At 38.1% G+C, this 23,716-nt stretch carries 27 protein-coding genes and 2 tRNA genes; 7 read left to right on the plus strand and 22 right to left on the minus strand.

What is annotated here, in order from left to right; translation table 11 throughout:
• Positions 1–245: 245 nt before the first annotated feature.
• From FYJ79_RS00570 to FYJ79_RS00585, 4 genes are all read right to left on the minus strand, one after another.
• Complete coding sequence (locus tag FYJ79_RS00570; RefSeq protein WP_154514046.1) at positions 246–563, minus strand: branched-chain amino acid transporter permease; 318 nt, start codon at positions 561–563, stop codon at positions 246–248.
• Entirely contained in the window at positions 556–1,125 is a 570-nt protein-coding gene (locus FYJ79_RS00575; RefSeq protein WP_154514047.1) for an AzlC family ABC transporter permease, read from the minus strand. Before FYJ79_RS00575 ends, FYJ79_RS00570 begins: the two co-directional genes overlap by 8 nt.
• Positions 1,053–1,229, minus strand: a complete 177-nt coding sequence (locus tag FYJ79_RS00580) for a hypothetical protein (RefSeq protein ID WP_154514048.1) — start codon at positions 1,227–1,229, stop codon at positions 1,053–1,055. Before FYJ79_RS00580 ends, FYJ79_RS00575 begins: the two co-directional genes overlap by 73 nt.
• Before the next feature lie 62 nt (positions 1,230–1,291).
• Positions 1,292–1,672 (minus strand): hypothetical protein, encoded by a 381-nt coding sequence (locus tag FYJ79_RS00585; protein ID WP_154514049.1) that lies wholly within the window; start codon positions 1,670–1,672, stop codon positions 1,292–1,294.
• A gap of 60 nt (positions 1,673–1,732) precedes the next feature.
• On the opposite strand from FYJ79_RS00585, the gene FYJ79_RS00590 reads away from it, so the two are divergent.
• Positions 1,733–1,810 (plus strand) — tRNA-Asp (locus tag FYJ79_RS00590).
• A gap of 81 nt (positions 1,811–1,891) precedes the next feature.
• Positions 1,892–1,969 (plus strand) — tRNA-Asp (locus tag FYJ79_RS00595).
• 39 nt (positions 1,970–2,008) lie between these two features.
• Here FYJ79_RS00595 and FYJ79_RS00600 read toward each other — a convergent pair.
• The 12 genes from FYJ79_RS00600 to pyrF are packed head-to-tail and all read right to left on the minus strand — an operon-like array spanning position 2,009 to position 13,647.
• Positions 2,009–2,752 carry a CPBP family intramembrane glutamic endopeptidase gene (locus tag FYJ79_RS00600; RefSeq protein ID WP_154514050.1) on the minus strand — a complete coding sequence of 248 codons (744 nt, stop codon included), beginning with the start codon at positions 2,750–2,752 and terminating at the stop codon, positions 2,009–2,011.
• Complete coding sequence (locus tag FYJ79_RS00605) at positions 2,752–3,891, minus strand: CDP-glycerol glycerophosphotransferase family protein (protein WP_229771274.1); 1,140 nt, start codon at positions 3,889–3,891, stop codon at positions 2,752–2,754. Before FYJ79_RS00605 ends, FYJ79_RS00600 begins: the two co-directional genes overlap by 1 nt.
• Positions 3,888–4,988 (minus strand): CDP-glycerol glycerophosphotransferase family protein, encoded by a 1,101-nt coding sequence (locus FYJ79_RS00610; protein ID WP_154514051.1) that lies wholly within the window; start codon positions 4,986–4,988, stop codon positions 3,888–3,890. Before FYJ79_RS00610 ends, FYJ79_RS00605 begins: the two co-directional genes overlap by 4 nt.
• Before the next feature lie 3 nt (positions 4,989–4,991).
• Complete coding sequence (locus tag FYJ79_RS00615; RefSeq protein ID WP_154514052.1) at positions 4,992–6,158, minus strand: CDP-glycerol glycerophosphotransferase family protein; 1,167 nt, start codon at positions 6,156–6,158, stop codon at positions 4,992–4,994.
• Between the two features lie 39 nt (positions 6,159–6,197).
• Entirely contained in the window at positions 6,198–7,214 is a 1,017-nt protein-coding gene (locus tag FYJ79_RS00620; RefSeq protein ID WP_154514053.1) for a zinc-binding dehydrogenase, read from the minus strand.
• Positions 7,214–7,924 (minus strand): IspD/TarI family cytidylyltransferase, encoded by a 711-nt coding sequence (locus FYJ79_RS00625; protein WP_154514054.1) that lies wholly within the window; start codon positions 7,922–7,924, stop codon positions 7,214–7,216. Before FYJ79_RS00625 ends, FYJ79_RS00620 begins: the two co-directional genes overlap by 1 nt.
• A gap of 34 nt (positions 7,925–7,958) precedes the next feature.
• Positions 7,959–8,957, minus strand: coding sequence for a glycerophosphodiester phosphodiesterase family protein (locus FYJ79_RS00630; protein ID WP_154514055.1), 999 nt, complete (start codon positions 8,955–8,957; stop codon positions 7,959–7,961).
• A gap of 12 nt (positions 8,958–8,969) precedes the next feature.
• Positions 8,970–10,598 (minus strand): CDP-glycerol glycerophosphotransferase family protein, encoded by a 1,629-nt coding sequence (locus FYJ79_RS00635; protein ID WP_154514056.1) that lies wholly within the window; start codon positions 10,596–10,598, stop codon positions 8,970–8,972.
• Positions 10,599–10,612: 14 nt separating this feature from the next.
• Complete coding sequence (locus FYJ79_RS00640) at positions 10,613–11,434, minus strand: ABC transporter ATP-binding protein (RefSeq protein WP_154514057.1); 822 nt, start codon at positions 11,432–11,434, stop codon at positions 10,613–10,615.
• An 11-nt stretch (positions 11,435–11,445) separates the two neighbouring features.
• Entirely contained in the window at positions 11,446–12,249 is an 804-nt protein-coding gene (locus FYJ79_RS00645; protein ID WP_277637249.1) for an ABC transporter permease, read from the minus strand.
• A gap of 43 nt (positions 12,250–12,292) precedes the next feature.
• A complete protein-coding gene (pyrE, locus tag FYJ79_RS00650) occupies positions 12,293–12,934 on the minus strand; it encodes an orotate phosphoribosyltransferase (protein ID WP_154514059.1) in 642 nt (213 codons plus the stop codon).
• A gap of 2 nt (positions 12,935–12,936) precedes the next feature.
• Entirely contained in the window at positions 12,937–13,647 is a 711-nt protein-coding gene (gene pyrF / locus FYJ79_RS00655; protein WP_154514060.1) for an orotidine-5'-phosphate decarboxylase, read from the minus strand.
• Between the two features lie 242 nt (positions 13,648–13,889).
• Here pyrF and FYJ79_RS00660 point away from each other — a divergent pair, with 242 nt between their 5' ends.
• Complete coding sequence (locus tag FYJ79_RS00660) at positions 13,890–15,491, plus strand: putative polysaccharide biosynthesis protein (RefSeq protein WP_154514061.1); 1,602 nt, start codon at positions 13,890–13,892, stop codon at positions 15,489–15,491.
• Positions 15,492–15,542: 51 nt separating this feature from the next.
• Here the strand turns inward: FYJ79_RS00660 and FYJ79_RS00665 are convergent, their stop codons facing one another.
• The gene (locus FYJ79_RS00665) at positions 15,543–16,061 is read right to left on the minus strand and encodes a TetR/AcrR family transcriptional regulator (RefSeq protein ID WP_154514062.1); all 519 of its coding nucleotides are present in this window, start codon (positions 16,059–16,061) and stop codon (positions 15,543–15,545) included.
• Between the two features lie 133 nt (positions 16,062–16,194).
• Here FYJ79_RS00665 and FYJ79_RS00670 point away from each other — a divergent pair, with 133 nt between their 5' ends.
• Both FYJ79_RS00670 and FYJ79_RS00675 read left to right on the plus strand, forming a co-directional pair.
• Positions 16,195–16,986 carry a DUF1295 domain-containing protein gene (locus tag FYJ79_RS00670; protein WP_154514063.1) on the plus strand — a complete coding sequence of 264 codons (792 nt, stop codon included), beginning with the start codon at positions 16,195–16,197 and terminating at the stop codon, positions 16,984–16,986.
• A gap of 17 nt (positions 16,987–17,003) precedes the next feature.
• Positions 17,004–17,498 carry a hypothetical protein gene (locus FYJ79_RS00675; RefSeq protein ID WP_154514064.1) on the plus strand — a complete coding sequence of 165 codons (495 nt, stop codon included), beginning with the start codon at positions 17,004–17,006 and terminating at the stop codon, positions 17,496–17,498.
• A gap of 320 nt (positions 17,499–17,818) precedes the next feature.
• Here FYJ79_RS00675 and FYJ79_RS00680 read toward each other — a convergent pair whose 3' ends face one another.
• Positions 17,819–18,817: an alpha/beta hydrolase gene (locus FYJ79_RS00680; RefSeq protein WP_154514065.1), complete on the minus strand. Its 999-nt coding sequence runs from the start codon at positions 18,815–18,817 to the stop codon at positions 17,819–17,821.
• Between the two features lie 91 nt (positions 18,818–18,908).
• Here FYJ79_RS00680 and FYJ79_RS00685 point away from each other — a divergent pair, with 91 nt between their 5' ends.
• The gene (locus FYJ79_RS00685; protein WP_154514066.1) at positions 18,909–19,349 is read left to right on the plus strand and encodes a MerR family transcriptional regulator; all 441 of its coding nucleotides are present in this window, start codon (positions 18,909–18,911) and stop codon (positions 19,347–19,349) included.
• Between the two features lie 32 nt (positions 19,350–19,381).
• Here FYJ79_RS00685 and glpK read toward each other — a convergent pair whose 3' ends face one another.
• On the minus strand, positions 19,382–20,878 hold the full coding sequence (glpK, locus tag FYJ79_RS00690; RefSeq protein WP_154514067.1) for a glycerol kinase GlpK: 1,497 nt from the start codon (positions 20,876–20,878) through the stop codon (positions 19,382–19,384).
• 129 nt (positions 20,879–21,007) lie between these two features.
• Between glpK and FYJ79_RS00695 the strand changes: the two genes are divergently transcribed.
• The gene (locus FYJ79_RS00695; RefSeq protein WP_154514068.1) at positions 21,008–21,283 is read left to right on the plus strand and encodes a hypothetical protein; all 276 of its coding nucleotides are present in this window, start codon (positions 21,008–21,010) and stop codon (positions 21,281–21,283) included.
• A 32-nt stretch (positions 21,284–21,315) separates the two neighbouring features.
• Here the strand turns inward: FYJ79_RS00695 and FYJ79_RS00700 are convergent, their stop codons facing one another.
• From FYJ79_RS00700 to FYJ79_RS00710, 3 genes are all read right to left on the minus strand, one after another.
• A complete protein-coding gene (locus FYJ79_RS00700; RefSeq protein WP_154514069.1) occupies positions 21,316–22,440 on the minus strand; it encodes a 5-methyltetrahydropteroyltriglutamate--homocysteine S-methyltransferase in 1,125 nt (374 codons plus the stop codon).
• Positions 22,441–22,527: 87 nt separating this feature from the next.
• A complete protein-coding gene (locus FYJ79_RS00705; RefSeq protein WP_154514070.1) occupies positions 22,528–23,379 on the minus strand; it encodes an HAD family hydrolase in 852 nt (283 codons plus the stop codon).
• 88 nt (positions 23,380–23,467) lie between these two features.
• Positions 23,468–23,692, minus strand: a complete 225-nt coding sequence (locus FYJ79_RS00710; protein WP_033163854.1) for an acyl carrier protein — start codon at positions 23,690–23,692, stop codon at positions 23,468–23,470.
• Positions 23,693–23,716 lie beyond the last annotated feature (24 nt).

Consider the following 23,716-nt stretch of genomic DNA (forward strand, 5'->3'; position numbering starts at 1 on the left):
CTCCCGACACATTCGTGCTAAGGAGAGGATTACATGGTATGAAATTGTCATTGTTTTTCCTCCCGACTACTTCTCTTGAAGTGACTATACTATAACTTTGTAAACCCATAAAGTCAATAGGTTTTAGAGATTTTTGTTTACTTATATCATAAATTTGAGTTATATTTTTGTATTTATCGTAATTATAAATTATATATTTTGAGTTCTATAGGCTAATCCTATATATAAATAGACAAAAAAGCACTCTACATGATATGCAGAATGCCCATATAAAGAAGCGTGCCAAGAACGATGGAAAGCATTGTATTATGGCGAAGCTTGTAGCTAATCACCGTGACTAGACCAGCCACAAATGCTGGAAGACTTTTCATTGGTGACACATAGAGTGCATCTTTGAAACAATAAACAACTAGAACGCTCATAACGACAAGTGGTAAATCCGCAATGAGCTTCTCAAGAAATGCCGGCATATGATCCAACTTGTTGATAAGTAAATAAGGTGTTGCTCTAAGAGCAAAAGTGAGAAGAGCACTGAGAACAATAATGACAATAATCTTATTCATCGATGATCCACCTTGTATAAAGCACCATTATCAGTGTTGCAAGAAGCAAGCTTGGCAACATGAAATGCTGGCTTTTAAGAAGACCAAGCAAAACGAGAGCGACAATTGCCGACATAATTGTTGGAAAATGGTGATGACTCTCCCACTGGTCGATGACAATAGTGATAAACATAGCTGTCATACAAAATTCGATGCCTTCAAGTTTTATAGGCAAAATAGCCCCAATCGTTGCGCCAAGCAATGTGCCTACTAACCAGCTGCATTGAGAAAAGAGTGCAACATAGTACATCAGATCAACCTGCTTCTCCTGTTTTGATTCTGCGATTTTTAAATCAAGAGCATAGGTTTCATCCGTCAGTGAATGAATCAAATAAGGATAATGCTTACTCGTTTGAAAAAGCTTCGCAAATGTAGGACCATAGAAGAACAGCCTAGCATTCATAAAAAGAGCAGTGATCAATATTGTCATGATGGGTGTTGAAGCACTGATCAAACCGACAAGGACATATTGGAAAGCACCTGTATAAATAAGAACACTGGCAAGAATACTATAATACCACAGCCAAGATGCGCCTGCTGCATCATGAGGCCATAAGCCAAAGACATAAAGAGATAGCTCAACATGACAGGCATGGCAAGCTTGAAAGCACGTTTCTTGATATCCATATGATCACCTACCTATAATATCTATTATCATAGCACTTTAATAGGTATTATGGAAGATGGCATTATTTTGGTCTTGGAGCGATATAAGGCACCCCCTGCTTATAGAGCTTATGATCATATTCACCACCATGAAAGGCATTGTTGTGATAGCGGATATGTTTCTCTCTATAAGTCATATGTTGGTAGATGTATTCACAAAGTCCTTCAACATCATCAATGACAAGAGGTTCCATCTTGTAGTCATCATAATAGAAGATAGAAGTCTTGGTATATTTGTAAGGATCTTTGACCCAGTAAATCAGCTCAGCATATTCCGTAGTAAAACCGACCTGAACATAGTTCTTGCTTTCTTCTATGATGGACAAAAGCATGTTCGCAAAGGCATTCTTTTCAAACCTTTTACGTGGTTTGACTTGCAGCCATATTTTTTCAACTAATCGCATATTTTTCTCACTTTCTTATTGACTCATGTACAATACTTTGATATATTCTTATTCGTACCTGGTCTGGTAGTTCAGCTGGTTTAGAATGCCGCCCTGTCACGGCGGAGGTCGCGGGTTCGAGCCCCGTCCAGACCGCCAGATACAAACATCCTTCGGTGAAAGCCGAAGGTTTTTTTATTGACTTCACATGCCATAACTGATATATTACTATTCGTAGCTGGTCTGGTAGTTCAGCTGGTTTAGAATGCCGCCCTGTCACGGCGGAGGTCGCGGGTTCGAGCCCCGTCCAGACCGCCAGTTACAAATAACCTTCAGGTTAATCCTGAAGGTCTTTTTTTATATAAACATGGCGAGAAGGACTGCCACTAGGTTGTTACCCATATGTCCGATGATTGAGGCAAAGATATTATTGCTGGACTCATAGCCATAACAGAAGACAAGCCCGGCAAAGAAATAAGGGAAGATCTGAACAATCTCACTGACATTTCCTGAAAGAATGGAAGCATAGACATGAGCTAAGCCAAAGGCTAAGGCTGTCACGACATAGGCAAGTGTGCGATGCTTGCGGCGTAGTGTCGTAAAGATAACCCCTCTAAACATCAATTCTTCTACAACTGGCCCAATCAGTACGGCATAGAGAATCATTGGCACAGGAACACGACTGAGAATCTGCTCAATCCCTGCCTGGTTGGCAGAATTGCTTGCCCCACCCATCAACATGACAATAATTGTGCCGATATAGTTGGCAAGATAGACTAAGACAAAAGTCATCACGCCCTTGATAATAATAGCTTTCTTATTCTGCATGAAGTCTTTCCAGTTGTCCTTTAAGAATCCTCTTAATAAAAGGACAAGCAAGATCAGCATCATAGCACCAAAGACAAGATTCAAATAACTGCTAAGAGCTGTTCTTGTCAGACGGTAGTCAAAAAGCACCATTGAAAGCTTCATTAAAGCTGTAACAATGCGTGAACCAAAGATGGCATAGAGTGGCAATAGGACAATCAAGCCAATGGCTGATTGGGTGCCGGTGAGCTGTCTTTGGAAATGTGTTCTTTTTATATTTCTTGTATTTTCCATTACAACGCCTCCTTGTTAAGTGTGTGATAGAGAAAATCTGTGAAATCCTTTGTATAGCTTATATGACATGGGCTGATCATTAGCCTACTAAAATCTTGAAGCTTCTTATAATCATAAGAATGGGCGTCAATAGCGTGCATTAAATCCTTAGGATCACGTGACATATAACCAGGCATATCATGCTCATAGTCAATATAAAATGAACGCCCTATTTTATAGAAATCATAATCGAAATCATAGAAATAAATAGGCTTATGTAATAATGATGCTTCAAAGAGTACTGCTGAATAATCAGTTATTATGATATCAGCTTTATGAAAGAATTCCAACGAAGAAAATTGATGATCAATGATGATACGATCATCATCTATGGTCATAGATGATAAGGGATGAAGCTTTAAGACAAAATGATATTTTTCAAAATCTACTTCCTTGATCAAGGCTTCAATGCCTTCTTTAAGATGATTATGGGTCTTACGGAATGTTGGTGCATAGACAATGATTTTCTTGCCATCATTGAGTTCTGGATAGGCTTTATCGATTTGTTTGATGATGGTTGCTTTGCGTTCTTCATCGACCAAGAGATCCGTTTTAGGTAAAGGATAAATGCGCATCTGATCTTCTCTGACATGGAAGGCCTCGGCAAAGAACTTTGCCGCATAGGGTGAACTTGAAAGGACATAGGTATAGTTTTCATGCATATGCATAAGCTTGGCAACCTTAGAGGAACTGCCTTCCTGACAATCAAGAATAGAATAAGCAAATTTCTTAAAAGCTCCTAAAGCATGCCACATTTGTATCACGACAAGGCTTTTACGCTGATGCAAGATAGAGATGCAGATACAATAGGTATCAAGAATCACTGCTTCACTTGTCGCAATATGGTACATTTGGACAAACATATGACCAACATAGCCTATTTTCGCCTTTAAGCCTGGATGGATCATTTTGGCAAGCACGACATGACGATATTCAGGATGATCTTTACGCATTTGTTGGATGGTGAGGGAGAAATCTACAGGTGTTGTATCCATCTGTCTTGAGATATAGGTAATCTTCTTCTGGATTGGTAGAAGCTTCATAATCGCAAAGATGATATTCATGAAAAAGATCCCTATTTTTGCAATGATTGTCATCATTTGTCCCCTCCTAATAAGAGATTGACAAAGCGCTCACTGGCATGCCCATCACATGATGCCACAAACTTCTTTTTAAAACGTTCTAGTTTCTCTCGATCAATAATTGGATGCTTGATGGCTTCAATAAGTTCTTCTTCATTCTTAACTACTGGTCCATAGGTATATTCTGAATATGGATAGAAGAAATCACGTTCGCTAATATACTGATCGAGATCATAGGCAAAGAAGATTGTTGGAATATTCAACAAGCTTGCTTCAAAGATAACGGACGAATAATCAGTAATTAGGATATCCGTAATAAAAAGCAAGTCATTGATTTCTCTTTGACTAGAGAGATCTAAGAAGAAATGGGGATCAAGATCTAAACTTCGATGTTTGATAAAAGGATGCATTTTTATGATACAGAAATAGTCATGACCCAATGCTTCTTGTAAATGCCTAAAGTCAATTTGATCATCATCATAATAGGCATGATAAATATTATTACCTCTAAATGTTGGCGCAAAGAGAATAATTTTTTTATCTTTGAGCTGTGGATAATGGTCATAGAGTTCTTTTTTGATCTTATTGGCATAGGATGCATCAAAGAAGATATCACTTCTTGGAATGCCTATAGGATGAATACGGCGTGGATCCATATGAAAAGCTCTGGCATAGTCATTGATGATATCTGGCGAAGAGACAATCGCATCCGTATAGCCATGATGCGTGAGTGTGAGCGCACTATTCTTTCTTGCATAGCCAACAGTCTTGAAGGCCCCAATCGCATGCCAGACCTGGATGAGCTTTGTTTGGGCTCTTAGATGTACTGGATAAATAGCGGGATAGAAGTCATCAAGAAGAATATAATGTGACTCAGCCATCAATCGTGCCAGCTCTTTATAAGGAATTTTGTCATCTAATAGCACAGACTTCACGACAAAGCGATCTTTCATAGCCTGACGAATATAATAGAAATTACCCGAGAGTTCTTTTCTACTTTGTGAAAGAAAGAGCACTTGTTGGGGATTGATGGGTTGTTTTTTATAGTGGTTATAGTAAGTTGTTAGGCTTAGATATCTAAGCTTCTGGGCGGCTATTTTGAGGATGTTTTCCATATCTTAACCTCTTAATATATATTGGACTGCACGCTTAGTAGCCTTCCCATCACAGGCATTCATGAAGGTCTCAAAGAAGACTTTACGTTTCTCGATTTCAAGATTGCCCTTGCTTAAAGCGGCGATGAGTTCAGACATATTGTGTGCCACTTCCCCATAGACATATGTCTCAAAAGGAAAGTAAAGACCACGACCATTATAACCCGTATAGTCTTCTAAATCATAAGTATAATAGACAATAGGCTTATTGAGAAGAACATAATCAAAGATTAATGAGGAATAATCAGTAACAAGCGTATCACAAACAACCAGCAGTTCCTGAATATCACGATAGAAAGAGAAATCACGATAGAATCCATGATATTTCTCAAAGTGAGGGGCTTTGACTTTTTTCATCACAATATTGTTGTAGAGGGCTGGATGCCACTTGAAAATAATGACATAGTCTTGATGGAATTTTTCATATAAAGCATCTAAGTCAAGCTTAGAAAAATCATAGCTGGCATCACGAGGGACTACTCCACGATAAGTTGGGGCAAAGAGAATAATCTTTTTGTCTTTGAGTTCGGGATAGTTTTGATAGAATGTTTCTCTAACATGATCTAGGTAGTCTTGATGATAGAAGTCATCGGTTCTAGGGAAACCAGTTGCCTTGACTTTATCTAAAGGAAGACCAAAAGCTTCTGCATAGCACCATCTGATCTTTTCACCACTTGTAATGACTTTTGTATATTTCTTATAGCCTCGATGAATAGTGCCAATCTTTTCTCCTGTTTTCTTTCTTGAATAGCCAAAGCGCTTATAAGCCCCCGGTCCATGCCACAGCTGAACAATATCCTGATGCTTGCGTACAGGAAAATAAGTGATGGCTGTACTGAGGTCTTCAAGAAGAATATAGCGTGAAGTGGAAAGATTGTAGGCTAAGCTGAGCTTTTCTTTAAGCGTACGACGAACTCTGCGATCGCGCTTGAATTCAATTACACGTTGGTAGGAACTACCTTCAAGAGCATCATAAATGCTTTTAAGATTGCCTCCCATAACCTCACGGTTATCGGAAAGAAAGCATATTTTTTGTTCATCAAGTGCATGTGTGCATTCAATAGCGAGGCATACAATCTTAAAGATATAAAAGCGTAGTTTGCGTCTAATACGTACAATAAGTCTTTTCATAATCTCTTCCCTTAGAAAAAATAGGCAAACAATGTTTGCCTAGATATCCCATTTCATAACTGTCTTAAAGTCATTATTAGAATCATTTTCAAATGCCTTAATCATATCCTTTGTCGTCTTGATATCAACGATTTCTGAAATAATTGTTGAAAGATAATCACGCACATCATCATATTCTTCCATAAAATCCACAGACTTCTTGAAATCATCATAGTTCGAACGACTATTACCAAGTAATGTCAAGCCTTTTTCAAGGACCATTCTCGTATTGATGGCAACAGGATTCTCTGATACACCCATTAGATTGATTGTACCCTGAGGGTTAATGAGATCAATAATCTGATTAATAGCAGCTTCTGAGCCTCTTCCCCCAACACATTCAAAGGCATGGTCTAGCTTTAAATCTTCAGGTATATCATTGATTAAGAATGTTTCATCCGCAAATGAGAAATAACGATTCTTTCTCTCCTGAACACCAAAGACATAAAGCTTAGCATCAGGAAAGGCTTTTCTTAAAATAAGAGATGTCACAAAACCAACATTCCCATTACCCCAGACACCGATTGCATGCTTTCTTTCATGAGCATGTTTTTTGAATGTTTCAACCGCATTCATGCCAACTGATGTCAATTCCAGTAAAACAGCGATTTCAGGATCGAGTGTAAAAGGAATAATGAGATCACGGCGCATGCTGACAACATTCTGCATGAAGCCATCAAAACCGCTCGCTCTAAATCGTGATGAACGTAAATAATTAGCCTTAATGACATCATCTTTTTCCATTGGTGTATTAGGAATCATGACAACCTTTGTGCCAACTTCATATTCACCTTTAGGATCATAAACAACTTCACCAACACCCTCATGAATAAGAGCCATTGGCAGTTTCTGTTTCATGACAACACGTCCTCTTGAACCCGTATAATAACGCTGATCAGCAGCACAGATAGAGAGGTAAGTTGGTCTGATAATCACTCTCTCATCATCAATTGTTAAATCAACGAAATCACTGCGAATCTGACGTGGTGCGATAAGACGATAAACTGTATTAATCATTAGATTTTTTGCCCTTCTACCAGACCATTCGCAACTTTTAAGTCATGTTGTGTTGTAATCTTCATATTGTAGACTTCACCTCGAACAAGATGGACAGGTGTGCCCTTGATGACAAGTGCTTTACATGCATCTGTTAAGATATTCTTTTCATCTTCACTTAGTGACGCTAAGAAATTCTTCAACAAAGGAAGATTGAAAGACTGAGGTGTCTGGCCCTGGAACATTTCTGAACGTACAGGAATATCCGCAATTGTTTCACCATTTGTAGAATGGACAATTGTATCGAAGGCTTCGACAACAGTATCAACAGCACCATACTTAATAGCTCCATCAATATTGTCATCAATAATACGCTGTGTTAAGAATGGTCTAACTGCATCATGTGTTAGCACAATATCATCATCATTAAGACCATATTCATTTTCAATGAAGCTTAAGCCATTCATGATAGTATCATTACGACTTGCCCCACCTTTAACGACAACGATCTTTGTACGATCAGCAATATATTTCTTTAATGTATCTTTTGTATAGCTGATCCAGGCTTCTGGACAGCAGATTAAAATCTTATCAATGCGTCTATTCAACATAAACTGTTCAACAGTATGAATAAAAATAGGTTTATCACCAAGCATAAGGAACTGTTTTGGGAGTTCAGTATTACCCATACGTGTACCCTTACCGCCGGCTAGAATTTCTGCATAAATCATAAATTACCTCCGTTATGACTGTATCATAATCTAATTAGTGATCAAATACAACTAAATCGCTTGTCATTGATGTAATCGGCCATTCGAGTAATGCTTTGGCTGTTTTCTTGTCATTGATAATCCAGATATCTACTTCTAGTCCACTATCCATCACTTTCTGTAAGAAGTCCTTGTTGGCTGCTTCATACTTAATGGAAAAAAGGAAATGGTGCTTTTGAAGCAATTCAAGGTCATCAAAGGCAGGATCTTCAACAATATAAGCCAAAGTACTTTCTTCATTGATAGCTTCATAAGCTTCAATATTATCAAGAATAGCACTTGTAACACGCGCTTGTGAAGCAAGGCCATATTGATCAATCAGATTCTTGATGACAATAAGCTGATCCTTGTTTTCAGTAGATAGTGTTGGATCTTTAAGTTCAATCATTGGCTTTGAAGATATCGTTGACATATAAGCAAGATATTCTTCAAAAGTGACAATCTTTTCATCAGGATATTCTTTCAGCCCATTGCCACCTGTAAGCTTTAATTGTTTCAATTCATCCAATGTATAATCACAGATATGTCGTTCTACTAAGCCATACATTCTCTTCAATGTATTATCATGGAAAAGAACAAGCTTTTTATCTTTTGTCACCTGAATATCAGTTTCAATATAATCAAAGCCATAATCACCCGCAAGCTTGAAAGCGGCCATCGTATTTTCTGGAGCTAACTTTCTGACACCACGATGGGCAGTAAAGCCTTTAATGCCCCTTGGGACAGAAAAGACTTCAAGACCAAGCCTTGCCGTCTTGCCGCGCCCATAGGCTGTAATTTCGGTATAGCCTTCTTTATGGGCAGTTACGATACCTTGATCATCAATTGAGACAATCTCAGGATTATCACTTTTATAGATTATCGTATCTTCTATAATCTCTCCTTCACCACGATAGATGGTTGCTTTGAGATTCTTTTTTTCATGAAGATTAAGTCCTACTGTTTCTTTAGTAGGAAATTTAGGATGAGGATAGATATGTTTTCCTGTAGCCATTATGCCACCTTCTTATTTCTTGAGAATTAATGTATCAATAATACGGTCGGTTGCCTTGCCATCTGTGAATTTGAAGTTCTTTTTCACAAATGGATCAACCTTTTCAAACTCAAAATCACGTTTCTTAATCGCATGAAGCAATTCTTCACTTGTACGGACGATCTTACCTGGAACCATCTCACTATAAGGTTCATAGAAGCCACGGTCTGCTTCATACTTCATGCGGTCAAAAGCATAGAAAAGCATAGGCTTATGGAAAAGTGAGAATTCATAGATAACGGATGAATAATCTGTTATCAATAAGTCTGTCACAAACAACATATTATTGATTTCACGATAAGCTGATGCATCAACAATGACATCACGATATTGTTCGGGGATGTTGAGTGGTTCTTTGACGAAAGGATGCATTTTGATCAACATGACAGAGTGTGATTCATGTAAATATTCTCCCCAGGCATCAAAGTCCACCATATCCATTGGGAAGCTGGCATTTTTCGCATTGACTCCTCTAAATGTTGGTGCATACATAATAACTTCCTTGGCCTCTTTCACCATTGGAAAAGCTGCTTCCACCTGTGGAATAATCGCCTTACGATATTCTTCAGAAAAGAAGATATCCGTTCTTGGCACACCAAGAGGCAGAATCTTGCTTTCATGAATACCAAAGGCTTCCGCATAGTGATCGGCGGCAAGCTGTGAAGAAACCGTCATCGCTGTATAGCATTTATGTATACGGGTGTTAAAAGCAGGTGCCCCAGGCTTACCCAGTCTTTCTAGGCCAACTGTCTTAAAGGCGCCACATGCATGCCATAACTGAATAATATCGACATGGGGTAAATAGTCGACAAGATAGAGTTCTGGCTGGTAGTCATCACAAATAATAATATTCGCCATTGCTAGTTTTCTAGCGAAAGAGAATTTAGAAAGCGGACTACGGTAACTCTTAATGGATTCCTTATAAGAGAAATCAATATGGAATTGTTTGTCCACGCCTCTTTCGACCATACGGTCATAAACAAACTTCTCATTACCACCAATTTCGCTTCTTGAAGAAGACGTAAAGAGAATACGGTTGCCATCCTCCTTGTTGAAGTGTTTCCAGAAATTAAAAACTTTGACATAAGCACCTTGACGAATAGCCGTCTTACGCTTATGCATATTACGTTTCCACTTCTGGAATGATGAGAGTGGAGGATTGGGGATATTGTATTGTATTTTTAGATAGTAGGAAGCATTATCTTCATCGATTTTACTTTCTGCCACAAACTTATTATTGTTGGATTTAATGAAATAAGCGTTGTATTCATTACTGATGTTGAAGGTTCTTACCTTCATTGCCTGACATAAGTCTGGTAATGGGTAGACTTCATGCATTCTCTCCTTCTGATCGATACCAATGAGATACCAATCGCCAGTATGCATAGGTTCTTCATTATTAAGTGACATCAAGTTAAAAGAAAGAGAAAAATGATGATCTTGCCATTTGATATTGGTAGGGACTAAACGATCATTCGTCATATAATCCCTCAACAATAACTGTTTAATATCCAGATCAGGATTGGTATTTTCTCCTTCGATATGCACCATAATACGTTTTATTGATACATTTGTGATAATGAGATTTCTTTTTTCTCGCATGAGATAACTCCTAACTAACGGGTACGGATTGCTGAGAAGAATTTGTCACCAAAAGTACGTTTAGAGTTCTTGATGATTCTCTTGGCAAATTTACGATCTCTTTCCGCATCCTTTTCTTTTTTCTTTAAACCATTGTAATAATCAACATATTCAGCATAGTCATTACATACTTCATCGATATCGCCATATTCTCTCAGCATACCGCCTTCAATCCACATGGCACTATCACAGAATTCACGAACCTGGGAAAGGTTATGAGAAATAAAGACAATCGTCTTGCCTTCATCTCGTAATTCCTTCATTTTATTTAAGCACTTTGCCGCAAAGCCTTTATCACCAACGGATAAGGCTTCATCAACAATCATAATATCGGGATTTAAACAAAGATTAATGGAGAAGCCAAGTCTTGATTTCATACCTGAAGAATAAGTCTTAACGGGCTGATAGAGGAAATCACCAATTTCCGCAAATTCAATAACCCCTGCTTTAATTTCATTAATACGACGCTTACTTAAGCCAAGTAAGGCACCTTTCAGCTCAATATTTTCCATGCCTGTCAATTGTTGGTTTAAACCCGTATTGATGGCAATAAGCGCCTGGCTACCATTGACGGTGATTTCTCCTTCATCAGGATCACAAATGCCAGCGAGGATAATGGAAATGGTGGATTTCCCACTTCCATTTGTCCCTAGCACACCGACAACTTCGCCTTTTTCAATCGCAAAATTTAAGTCTTTCAAGGCATAGAATTTCTGGCCTTGTTCATTTTTATTCTTTCCTCTTAGTTCATAGATTTTTGAGGCATGTTTTGCCACAATCGCATACTCAGTTTCCAAAACACTACCTCCTAAATAAAGTCTACAAACTTCGCTTTAAATTTATACATCATGGTACTACCAAAGATAAACAAGAAGATTGTAATAGCCCAGAAGCTCACCATCGAATACTTATAAAACATAAAGCCTTTATGATAGAAGAAGCAATCACGATAGCCCTGGACAATATAATAAATTGGATTTGTCAGCATAATTCTTTGAAGATAACCAGGTAAGGTCTTGATATTCCAAAGAATGGGTGTCATATAAAGCAAGAGACGCATCAATGCCAGCACTAACTTACGCATATCACGAGCAAGCATATTAAGAACACTTGTTGTAAGTGACAACGAAATCCCAAAGACAATGGCACAGAAACAATAATAAACTAAACCTAGCCAATGCAAAGATGGATAATAGCCACCAAATGCCAACAAAACTGTCAAAATAATCATCAGACAGAAATGGTCAAAGAGCTTTGTAAAGACGACTGTTGCTGGTAAAACAGAAACTGGGAATTTCATCTTCGTGATAATATTGATCTTGGAGAAAACCGCATTACAGCCATCGGTAATACATGGTGAAATAAAGAACCAGCAGACCATTCCACCAAGCATCCACCAGATATAAGTAATACCATCCACAGCCTTCTTATCAAAAACCAAGCCAAAGACAAACCAGTATGTCAGACACTGAATAACTGGATTGGCAAAGTTCCAGAAGAGACCAAGCTTACTATCTCGCGCTGTCGCTAGAACTTCATATTTTGAGATGGAATAGATACGGAAGGTATTATTAAGGTTTTCGCTGATGACATATTTAACGCTCTTTTTGATATTGTCAAACATGTGTTGACCCCCTTAAATAAATCTTTAACACTTATTGATTAATCCAGCTTTCATCATGAGGATTCATTTTCCAAGCTTTAAGCTTATTAAGTTCATTTTCATGAATATAATTTTCTTCTACAGCTACTTCAATAAGTGTATCGTAGTTTGATAATGTCATATATGGACAATTCTTTTGGGCAAAGTTCTTGGCTGCATCAGGTAAGCCATAAGTGAAGATCGCAACTAAGCCTAAAACAATCACACCTGCTTCTCTTAAAGCATCAACAACTTCTAATGAAGAACCACCTGTTGAAATAAGATCTTCCACAACAACAACCTTCATGCCTGGCTTATAGACACCTTCAATCTTATTTTGACGACCATGGGATTTATTACTGCCACGTACATAACCCATTGGCATATCAAGAATATCAGCAGCTAAGGCAGCATGGGCAATACCCGCTGTTGAAGTACCAAATAAAGCTTCAGCCTGAGGGAAGCATTCTTTAACTAAATCAGCTAAACCTTGTTCAATATCATTTCTTACTGCTGGATAAGAGAGTGTTAAGCGGTTATCACAATAGATTGGTGACTTAATGCCACTTGCCCAAGTAAAAGGATCACTTGGCTTTAAGAATACAGCTTTGATTGATAATAAGTCTTTGGCGATTTTTCTTTCTCTATTTTCCATTTTTATTCTTCTCCTTGGAATTCTTTTAAGCATTGATGATAGGATGCAACAGGATCATCAGCCTTAGTGATTGAACGTCCTACAACAATCTCTGTTGAAGTGAGTTCTTTGGCTAAAGCAGGTGTTGTCACACGTTTCTGGTCATTGACAGAGCTTCCTGCAAGTCTAATGCCAGGAGTCACTGTCATGAAATCTAAGCCTAAATGATCATGAATGAGTTTAGATTCAAGTGGTGAGCAGACAACGCCATCAAGTCCGGCTTCTTTCGCATTACTTGCCCACTTGAGAACGACATCATTAAGTGGTTCATGAATCAGTAATTGATGATCAAGAACATCCTGATCAAGTGAAGTCAAACATGTCACAGCAATAATCTTAGGACGATGTACGCCGACCTTGCCTTCTTCAAGGCCTTCTAGTGCTGCCTTCATCATGGCAATACCGCCTGATGCATGCACATTGACTAAGTCTACATCAAGTTTCGCAAGCTGTTTCATTGCTTGTTTAACTGTATTAGGAATATCGTGAAGTTTTAAATCTAAGAAGATACGATGTCCTCTATTCTTGATTTCTTCTACAATGCTTGCCCCCTCGCCATAAAAGAGTTCCATGCCGACTTTGACATATAGGGACTCATTAGGGAACTGATCTAAGAAGTCAAGCACTTCTTGTTTTGTTTGAAAGTCTAAAGCAATACATACATTACTTTTCATTAGTACAATCCTCCATGCTATCGACATTATAGCATAATTCCCGCTAAAGCAAACAAACACTTAAGAAAATCCCATATTCTCACATCAAAAAGTCCCCCTCTAAGTTGCCCATATAGGATAAATATAGGCTAAAGGGTCACATAGAGCGTAGAAAAAAAGACACTTTTGTGACAAAAAAGAGAATTCATAGCTTTTTCTATATGATAATGGTATAATCAACCCATTAAGAGGAGGAAATTGCTTTGAATAAATCACAGCGAATCGTCAAACAAGCTGGTATTCTGGCTCTCGCTGGCATACTTGTGCGTATTATTGGCGTACTGTACCGCAGTCCTTTAACAGCCATGATTGGTGATGAAGGTAATGGTTACTATTCTACTGCATATAATATATATTCATTAGTCTTGTTGATATCATCTTATTCTATTCCTACTGCTATCAGTAAACTGATTAGTGAGAAGATTGTCTTAAATCAATACAATCATGCCAGAAAAATTTTCAAGTATGCGATTCTCTATGTCACCGTTGTTTCAGGGATTGCCGCCCTACTTGCCTTTGTGCTTGCACCTTGGATTGTTCCTAAAGGCGCTGTCTTTGCTTTGCGTATTCTTTGTCCAACAATTTTCCTATCTGGCTTAGTAGGTGTTCTTAGAGGTTATTTCCAAGCTTATTCAACAACTGTCTATACATCCATCTCACAGATTCTTGAACAGATCTTCAATGCCGTTGTTTCTGTTCTTGCCGCTTACTTATTTGTCAAGCCCTATCTTAATCAGCCTCATTTAAAGGCAAGCATGGGTGCTGGTGGTAGTGCGTTAGGTACAGGTGCGGGTGTCGCAATTGCCCTGGCCTTCTTGTTCTTTATGTTCTTGACAAGAGGCAAGCATATGAGCGATGAAAGCAACGCTGATCCTTATGTCGAAGATGGCAAGCAGATTCTTCATGCCATTCTTACTATTGTCACACCTATCATCATTGCCACATGTGTCTATAACCTTGTTGCCACAATTGATATGTATATCTATCAGATTGGGATGGGCTTAAAAGGCATGAACCATACGGATATTATTAAGAGCTATGGTGTATATGCTGGTAAATATGTCGTTCTTATGAATGTCCCTGTCGCTTTGGCAAGTGCAATGTCCACAGCTTCCATCCCTGCTATCTCAGGTAGCTTTGCCTTGAAGAATATGAAAGATGTCCGTTCTTCCATTGATTCAGCTATCTCAGTCACAATGCTTGTCATTATTCCTTGTGCTGTTGGTTTAGCTGTGCTCAGCTATCCAATTATGGGTGTCCTCTTCCCTCAGAAAGAAACCATCAAGATGGCTTCGCTCTGTTTAACGATTGGTGCACCTGCTACAATATTCTATGGCTTATCGACATTGTCCAATGGTATCTTACAGGCCATTGGGGCTGTCAATGTTCCTCTTAAGAATGCCGTTAATGCCTTAATTGTTCATGCAATTGTGCTTATCTTGTTAATTATTGTAGTGCCTAATGCCTATGCCGTCTATACACTTCCAATTGGTACAATGGTCTATGCCTTCCAGATGTGTATTACTAACCAACGGGCAATGAAGAAACTCACCCACTACAAATATCATCCAAAGCGTCTCTTCATGATTCCTATTGTTGCATCAGTTATTATGGGCGTAGGTGTCTATGGCATTTATCAATTACTCTTCATGTTGACAAGACGTGTCTTCTTGCCACTTATGCTAAGTGTTCTCCTTGGTATCGTTATCTACTTTGTTGTGATTATCTTCTTCTATCATGGAAGAGAGGAACAGCTTAATCAGATTCCTTATTTAAATAGAATTCTGAGAAAATTAAAACATTAAGACAATAAAAATTATTAAAAAACAGGTATGAACGCTCATACCTGTTTTCTTTTAGAGTGATGCAGCCATTTGTGCCATCTCTTCTGGTGTTTCGCCCATATCATGACAAAGCCACAACACTAAACAGAAATATATACCACCAATACGATAAGCCATCGCATAATCTTCTTTATTAAGAGAAGATTGTTTTTCTGTCGGCAAAGAGAGCTCATGGAAATCAAAATAATCTTCTAATACATGACTTAAAAGAGATGACAAATGAGCATGGTGAATACAAAGCATTTCTCTTTTATGATCATAAAGGGCTTGAAAGACAGGAAGGATATAGTCTTTAAAATTTATCTTAAGAATGGCTTGATCTTGTGATGAAGTAAGCAAGTTTGAGAGATATTGTACAACAACATCTTCTTTTGACGTAAAGTGTCGATAAAATGTTGCCCGATGCACTCCTGCGACTTCAGCAATCTCCCCGACTGAGATTTTCTCAAAATCCTTCTTTTCCATCAATTTAAATAATGCTTCTTCGATATAGTCTTGTATTAATTTGTGATCTAGATTCTTTCTTCTCATAATGCGACATCCCCCTTATTGTGTTGCGATTAGTATACATGAAATCATCCATTGTTGATTATAACGACACTTGTCGCTATAATTATTATATAGCGATTAAGTTAATAAACAATAAAAAGTGAGGTAAAAAAATATGAATAGCTTTTTCATTATTTTAGTTTTGTCGCTTTTCGCAAGTGCGATTGGCTTCTACAAATATGTCTGGTTTATCTCGATTGGTTATGGTGCAGCCGTAGCTCTCATTGGAGCTGGCTTACTTGTAATTTTTAGAAATCAGCTTACTATTGGCACACTTTTCGCTTCTATACTCTTTATTCTCTATGGCTGTCGTTTGGCTGGCTATTTGTCCTATCGTGAAGTCAAGACAGCTTATAATCGAAGAATGAAAGGTGAAGTGAAGGGCAATGATAGTGTGAATTTCATTGCCAAGGTCGGAATCTGGGTTTCTGCCGCATTGTTATATGTTTTAGAAACATCACCCGTCTTCTTCCGCTTAGTCAATCATAAGGGTACGGATCTTTTCTGTATGATTGGTTTCATCATCTCACTTAGTGGTTTAATTTTAGAAACAACAGCTGATTTACAAAAAAATAAAGCCAAGAAAGTCAATCCAAGACGTTTTGTCGATAAAGGATTATTTCAATTAGTGCGTTGTCCTAACTATTTAGGAGAGATGATCTTTTGGACTGGTGTCTTCATCTCCGGTCTTAATATCTATCATAATCCCCTTGAATGGATTTGTGCTCTTATTGGGTATTTAGGTATTATTTATGTGATGTTTGGTGGTGCTCGTCGTTTAGAGATTCGCCAGGATAAGAATTATGGCAATGATCCTGAATATATCGCTTATAAGAACAGTACCCCTATTATGATTCCTTTTATACCACTCTATTCAGTGAAAAAACATAAATGGCTTGTGGCCTAATAAAGAAGGTTGATTTTATGAATATGGAAAGAAAAGACAGTGTCCCGAATGGGTTTACACTGTCCATGGCTTTGATGGATTGTCTGCCTGTTCTATTCTTTACAATCAGCACCATCTTTATTGCTAGACATTTTCCTAGTTCACTATTTCTTACTGGGATATTCTTCGTTATTCTAGCTGCTTTATTAAAAGTCAGCTGGAAACTCATTATTGCCCTAGCCCATCGTGATATACGTTTCTTCAATATTCAATTACGCTATCTTATGCCCTTAGGCTTCTTGCTGGCTTTATTAGCTTTGTTTATTGATCATACAAAATGGTCAGTGACAGCCATCATTGCCCATATCACAAAGTTCCCTTCATCTTTATTCTTTCTTATCGGTATTGCCGGTCTGCTTTATCTTGGTTATCTTGGTAAGCATCATGATAGTCATAATGCCAAGGCGAACTGGAAAGAACAATGCATTAATACTTTGTCACAGTTTTGTATCATGTTAAGTATATTATTATAAGAAAAGGCCAGAAGTGCCTTTTCTTATTTATCAGTAAAAACATCAAAGTGTGCTTTTCTAGCATCTCACAAAACACTTTATTCCTTCACCACTCCCGCCATAGCATCCCAATCCTGCCATACTTGCCAAGATACTATTGAGGATTGTTGTTAGAGAAGCATTAAGATAACTGCCATGATGTATTGTATCATCATCCCTATAGCCTCTCTAGTACATATTCTTCTCCACATCTCCACTCGAATAAACTCCTCTCTCTATGAATGTTGTTGTAAAAACAAAAAAAACCAAACCTAATAGTTTGGTCTTTTCATATTGATATTTTATTTCTTTTCATCAACTAAGTACTGATCAAAGAATGCCTGAATCTTATCAAATGGGATATAGTGATGGTCACCACCATCATATAAATCTGTATGTGTAGCATTTTTCACAATCAATAATGACTTGTTGTCACCTTGTAGCTTCTTGAATGTGTCTTCTCCCATATAGCGGCTATGGGCTTTTTCTCCATGAACAATAAGTACGGCATTTCTCAAGTCTTCAGGATGAGTGAGAATGGCATTGTTCATCCAGCCTGTTGTTGACTGTAGGACCCAGCCGGCATTGGAATTCACTGAGCGAGGATGATAGCCACGTTTTGTCTTATAGTAGGCACTATATTGTTTGACGAAGTCTGGAACATCATCAGGAGCAGGATATTCTAAGCATCCGCCTGCTTTTTCAAATGTATCACTTAAATATTCCTTTGTACGTAATTGTGCAATGGTCTTTTTTGTTTCATAACGGGCATCAGCACTGCCTTCATCAAAATAGCCCCAGGCACCAACACGTGGCATATCATACATTGTGATGGCTGCTGTTGCTTTAATACGTGGATCATTGGCAGCTGCATTTAAGGCAATACAACCCCAGCCACAAATACCAATAATACCAATCTTCTCTTTATCTATATAATCTAGCTGACTAATAAAATCAATGGCAGCCTGAAAGTCTTCAGTATTGATATCAAGAGAATAAACATCACGGGCATTACCTCCTGATTCACCAGTAAATGATGGATCAAAGGCCATTGTGACAAAGCCTCTTTCAGCCATCGTCTGGGCATAAAGACCTGAAGCCTGTTCTTTCACAGCCCCAAAAGGACCACATACAACAAGAGCTTTCATCTTCTCTTCTTTATTCTTAGGTGTATAAAGATCAGCTGCTAAAGTGATTCCAAAATGATTCACAAAAGTGACTTTTTGATGATCTACAAGATCACTTTTTTCAAATGTCTTGTCCCATTCCTGAGTAAGTTTTAATTCTTCTTTCTTAAACATAAGTTCCTCCTTTGCATTTCTATTTTTTTCTTGTACAATGGCATTGTAAAACCTAAAGTCAACTTTATGTCAAGTAAAATAGGAGGTTTTTATGTATTCGATTGGTGAAGTGTCAAAGATGTTTGATTTACCTGTATCTACATTGCGTTATTATGATAAAGAAGGCTTATTTCCAGATATACAGCGTGTCTCAGGTATTCGTAAATTTAGCGACAATGAAATTGAAGCGGTCAGAGTGATAGAATGTTTGAAGAAGTCTGGACTAGAAATCAAAGAAATTAAACAGTTCATGGAATGGTGTTCTGAAGGTCCTTCAACTTATGAAAAGCGTAAAGCTTTATTTGAAGAGAGAAGAAAGGCTGTCGAAAAAGAGATGCAGCAGCTCCAAAAAACGCTTGATATGTTGTCATTTAAATGCTGGTATTATGAACAAGCGATGATTGATGGTAATGAAGAGCGTATTAATACTTTAATTCCTCATAACTTACCAGCCCCAATCCAACAATACTATAATGCATCCCATGATAATTAAAAGGAGAGTAGGATTTGAAATCCTGCTCTCTTTTAATCATCAATCGCAAAACGCAGACTTCTTTTGACTGCTTTATGCCAGTTATGAATCTCCATTCTACGTTCATCGAGATTCATTTGGCTATTAAAAGTCATATCAACCTGATAGTTCTTTGAAATCTCTTCTAAACTCTGCCAGTAGCCACTTGCCAGTCCAGCGAGATAGGCTGCTCCCATGGCTGTTGTTTCTACGCATTTTGGGCGAATAACAGGTGCTAGGGAGAAGTCTGATTGCATCTGACAAAGAAGATTGTTGGCACTTGCCCCGCCATCAACTCTTAATTGTGATAATTCAATACCACTATCCTTTTCCATCGCACGAATGACATCATTGGCCTGCAGAGCTAATGATTGAAGTGTAGCACGGATGATATGATATTTATTGACACCACGAGTTATGCCGACAATCGTTCCTCTTGCATAAGGATCCCAATAGGGTGCCCCAAGCCCAGTAAAAGCTGGTACGACATAACAGCCATTGGTATCAGGCACTTTGTTGGCCATATATTCTGAGTCATCCGAACTATCGATTAAACGCATTTCATCTCTTAGCCACTGGATGGCTGCCCCAGCAACAAAGACTGAACCCTCTAGGGCATAGGTGATTTCATCACCAATCCCCCAGGCAATCGTTGTGACAAGGCCATTTTTACTCATGACTGGTTTGTTGCCCGTATTCATTAACAGGAAGCCACCTGTACCATAGGTATTCTTGACATCACCTTTATGAAAACAGTTCTGGCCAAAAAGAGCGGATTGCTGGTCACCAGCAACCCCTGCAATAGGAATATTGCTGCCAAGAAATTCATTATCAGCTTCTCCATAAAGATAACTTGAAGGCTTTACTTCTGGCAACATGTTTTGTGGGATATCAAGAATTTCTAAAATATCTTCATCCCATTTTAATGTATGAATATTGAACATTAAGGTTCTTGAAGCATTGCTGTAATCTGTGGCATGAACTTGTCCCTTTGTCAGTTTCCAGATTAGCCATGTATCCACTGTTCCAAACAACAAATCCCCTCTTTCCGCCTTTTCTCTTGCCCCTTCGACATTTTCCAAAATCCAATGTAGCTTTGTAGCGGAGAAGTAGGCATCAAGCAAGAGTCCTGTCTTTTCCTGAAAGAGATTGGTTAAGCCCTTTTCTTTCAACATATCACAATATTCGGCACTACGGCGGCATTGCCAGACGATAGCATTATAGATAGGTTCTCCTGTATGCTTGTCCCAGACGATTGTTGTTTCACGCTGGTTCGTAATGCCAATGGCTTTGATTTGTTTAGCTGTACAGTTGATTTTCTGCATAGCTTCAACAGCTACTGACAACTGGGTAGCCCATATTTCATTGGCATCATGTTCAACCCAGCCTGGCTGTGGATAAATCTGGGTAAATGGTCTTTGTGCTACTGATGCAATCTCACCCTTATGATTAAAAAGAATACAGCGATTGGATGTTGTTCCTGAATCCAATGCCATAATATATTGGTCCATAAAAATCACCCCATGTCCTTATTCTAGCACAATCCTGAATAACACTTAAGTTTACAAAAAACTTTAAAAATTCTTTCTCACACATTTCTTATAAGAGTGCTACAATATCCACAAAGGAAGTGAAATCCAATGAGCAGACATGAAGACATGAAAGCCTTCTTCAAAAAGACATTAGAAGATCAGACACTTATTCCTAGTGTACGTACTATTATTGAAAAAGGCTACAACGATCTTAATGCGAATAAAGACTACAACAGAGTTCTCTTAGAAACAAAGATTGCTTTGTCAGAGCTTGCCACGCAAAACAATCTTGGTGGCAGTGGCTTGAAATTCTTGAGTGAAATCACTCGTCTTGAACCTTCCTCATCAGTAAGTTCGATGTGGAATTTCTTGGTAAAAAAATAAGACTTAGGCGTCAATACGTCTAAGTCTTTATATTATCCCCAAACTTCTTCAGCGACAAGCTTAACAAGCTGGATTTTCTTCCATTGTTCATGTTCAGTAAGCTTGTTGCCAATCTCACATGAGGCAAAGCCACATTGTGGAGAAAGATAAAGACGATCCAATGGCACATACTTGCTGGCTTCATGAATACGGGCAATAATATCTTCTTTCTTTTCAAGCAATGGTGATTTTGTCGTCACTAGGCCAAGAACAACTTTCTTGTCACCTGAGACATACTTAAGTGGTTCAAAGCCACCACTTCTTGCATCATCGAATTCTAAGAAATATGCATCAACATTTTCCTTTTCAAACAAGAAACTTGCCACATCATCATATCCCCCGCTTGCCGCATAAGTCGAATGGAAGTTACCACGACAAACATGAGTTGTGATTGTAAGGTCACTTGGCTGATTGTCAATAACAGCATTGTTGATATCTAAGAATTCCTGCTTGATCTTATCTAAGCCTGCCTGGTCTGTATTGAAGAACTGTGGGCCTCTTGGGTCAACTAAAAGTCCCCATGAACAGTCATCAAGCTGCAAGTTACGACATCCTGCTGCATAGAGTTCATCGATAAAGGCACGATAGACTTTAATCACGTCTTCATGGAATGCTTCTAAGTTATCATAATATTTTAATGTATTCTCTAAGGCAAAAGGCATTTCAAACTGTTCTAAGAACTGTGCTGGTGCAGGGATTGTCTGCTTAGCGACAGTCTTCTCGTCTTCAAATGACTGGACGAACTTGAAATGATCGACAAAGGGATGATGCTTATAGCTAAGCTTACCTGTGAGATATGTATCATCAATCATTGCATCTTCTCCCGCAAATGGTAAACCTGTTGTTGTAGGCTGGTGGCCTACACCTTCAAATGCCCACATGAAGTCTAAATGCCATGTTTCTCTACGGAATTCACCATCTGTCAGAACTCCTAAGCCGGCTTCTTTCTGTTTTTGAATAAGGTCAGTGATGGCCTGATCTTCAATCTTATGTAATTCCTCTTCACTGATCTTTCCTGCTTTATAATTTTTACGTGCTTCCTTTAAATATTCTGGTCTTAAGTATGAACCCACGACATCAAATCTATGGGGTGTTTTTCTATCATATGTAATTGCCATAATGTTATCCTCCTGGTGATTCTTATCCTATCACTTTAGTAGGATATAGAAAAATACTTAAATCTTAATGCTTATTATAGGAAATACTTATATCAGCTTTAAGTATTTAAAGGCATTATAGAGACCATCTTCATTGACATCTGTTGTAATATAGTCAGCTGCTTCCTTAATTTCCTTGCCTCCATTACCCATTGCAACATTATAATGACAGCATGCAAACATCGATAAGTCAATCTTGGCATCACCAAAGGCAATTGTATCTTTTGCATCTCTATTAAGATGTTTCAACAATACTTCAATCGCATATCTCTTCGTGATACCCTTTGGTCCTAAATCACCAAAGAGTGCCTGTTCATCCTTACCACCCCATGTATTCGCAATAAGATCAGGGAATTCCTTCTTGCTATCAAGGTGATCCTGATAACTATGAAGGACAAAGGAAACTTTATTGACATCATTACGATAAAGCTGTTTTGTAGGTAAATGGATATACTGATTGACACTATTGGTCTTGAAGGCTTCAATATCTTCAATCTTCTTTCCTTTACCTAGCACATATTTTGCCATTGCTTCAGGTCCATCAGTAAGGAAATAGTCGTTGATGTACATTCCTGAATTAGCTTCAAGATAAAAGCCAATATGTCTATTATTACACCAGTCTACAATATGTTTCACTTCTTCAACACTGATACTTTGATGAAGAATAACTTCACCATTATCTTCTACATAGCCACCATTCGCCCCTATCATGCCATCTAGCTTCATTGTACGAAAATCTCTTTGTAATATTTCTGCTTTAGAACATCCTGTACAGATATAGACAAGATGACCATTTTCTCTTGCCATATTGACTGCCTTTTCGGCTGAAAGTGGCAATTTGGCTTCATAGTCAATTAATGTCCCATCGACATCTAAAAATATAATCTTCTTTTCTTTCATAGTCTTCTCCTCTTTTTCATCCTAACATGAAAAGGATGGTATGGCATGCCTGTTTCAAAAAAAGAAAACCTATAGCATGAGCTATAGGCTACTTTACTTTCTTATCAATTAACTGACATAAATCTCTAACAGTTTTAATCTGCATGAGTTCTTCATCTTCAAATTGAGTATTGAGTTCTTCTTCTAACTGGAAGACTAAATCTACTAAATCCAATGAGTCAATACCCAAAGCTTTGAATTCAGAATCCATCGTAAGCTCTTTACCTTTAAGTTTATCAGCTAACCCTTCTTTAATCTTATCAAAATAATCCATAACACTCTTACTCCTTTTATAATA

This window comes from Sharpea porci (assembly GCF_009695655.1).
In the GTDB taxonomy this organism is placed as follows: domain Bacteria; phylum Bacillota_I; class Bacilli_A; order Erysipelotrichales; family Coprobacillaceae; genus Sharpea; species Sharpea porci.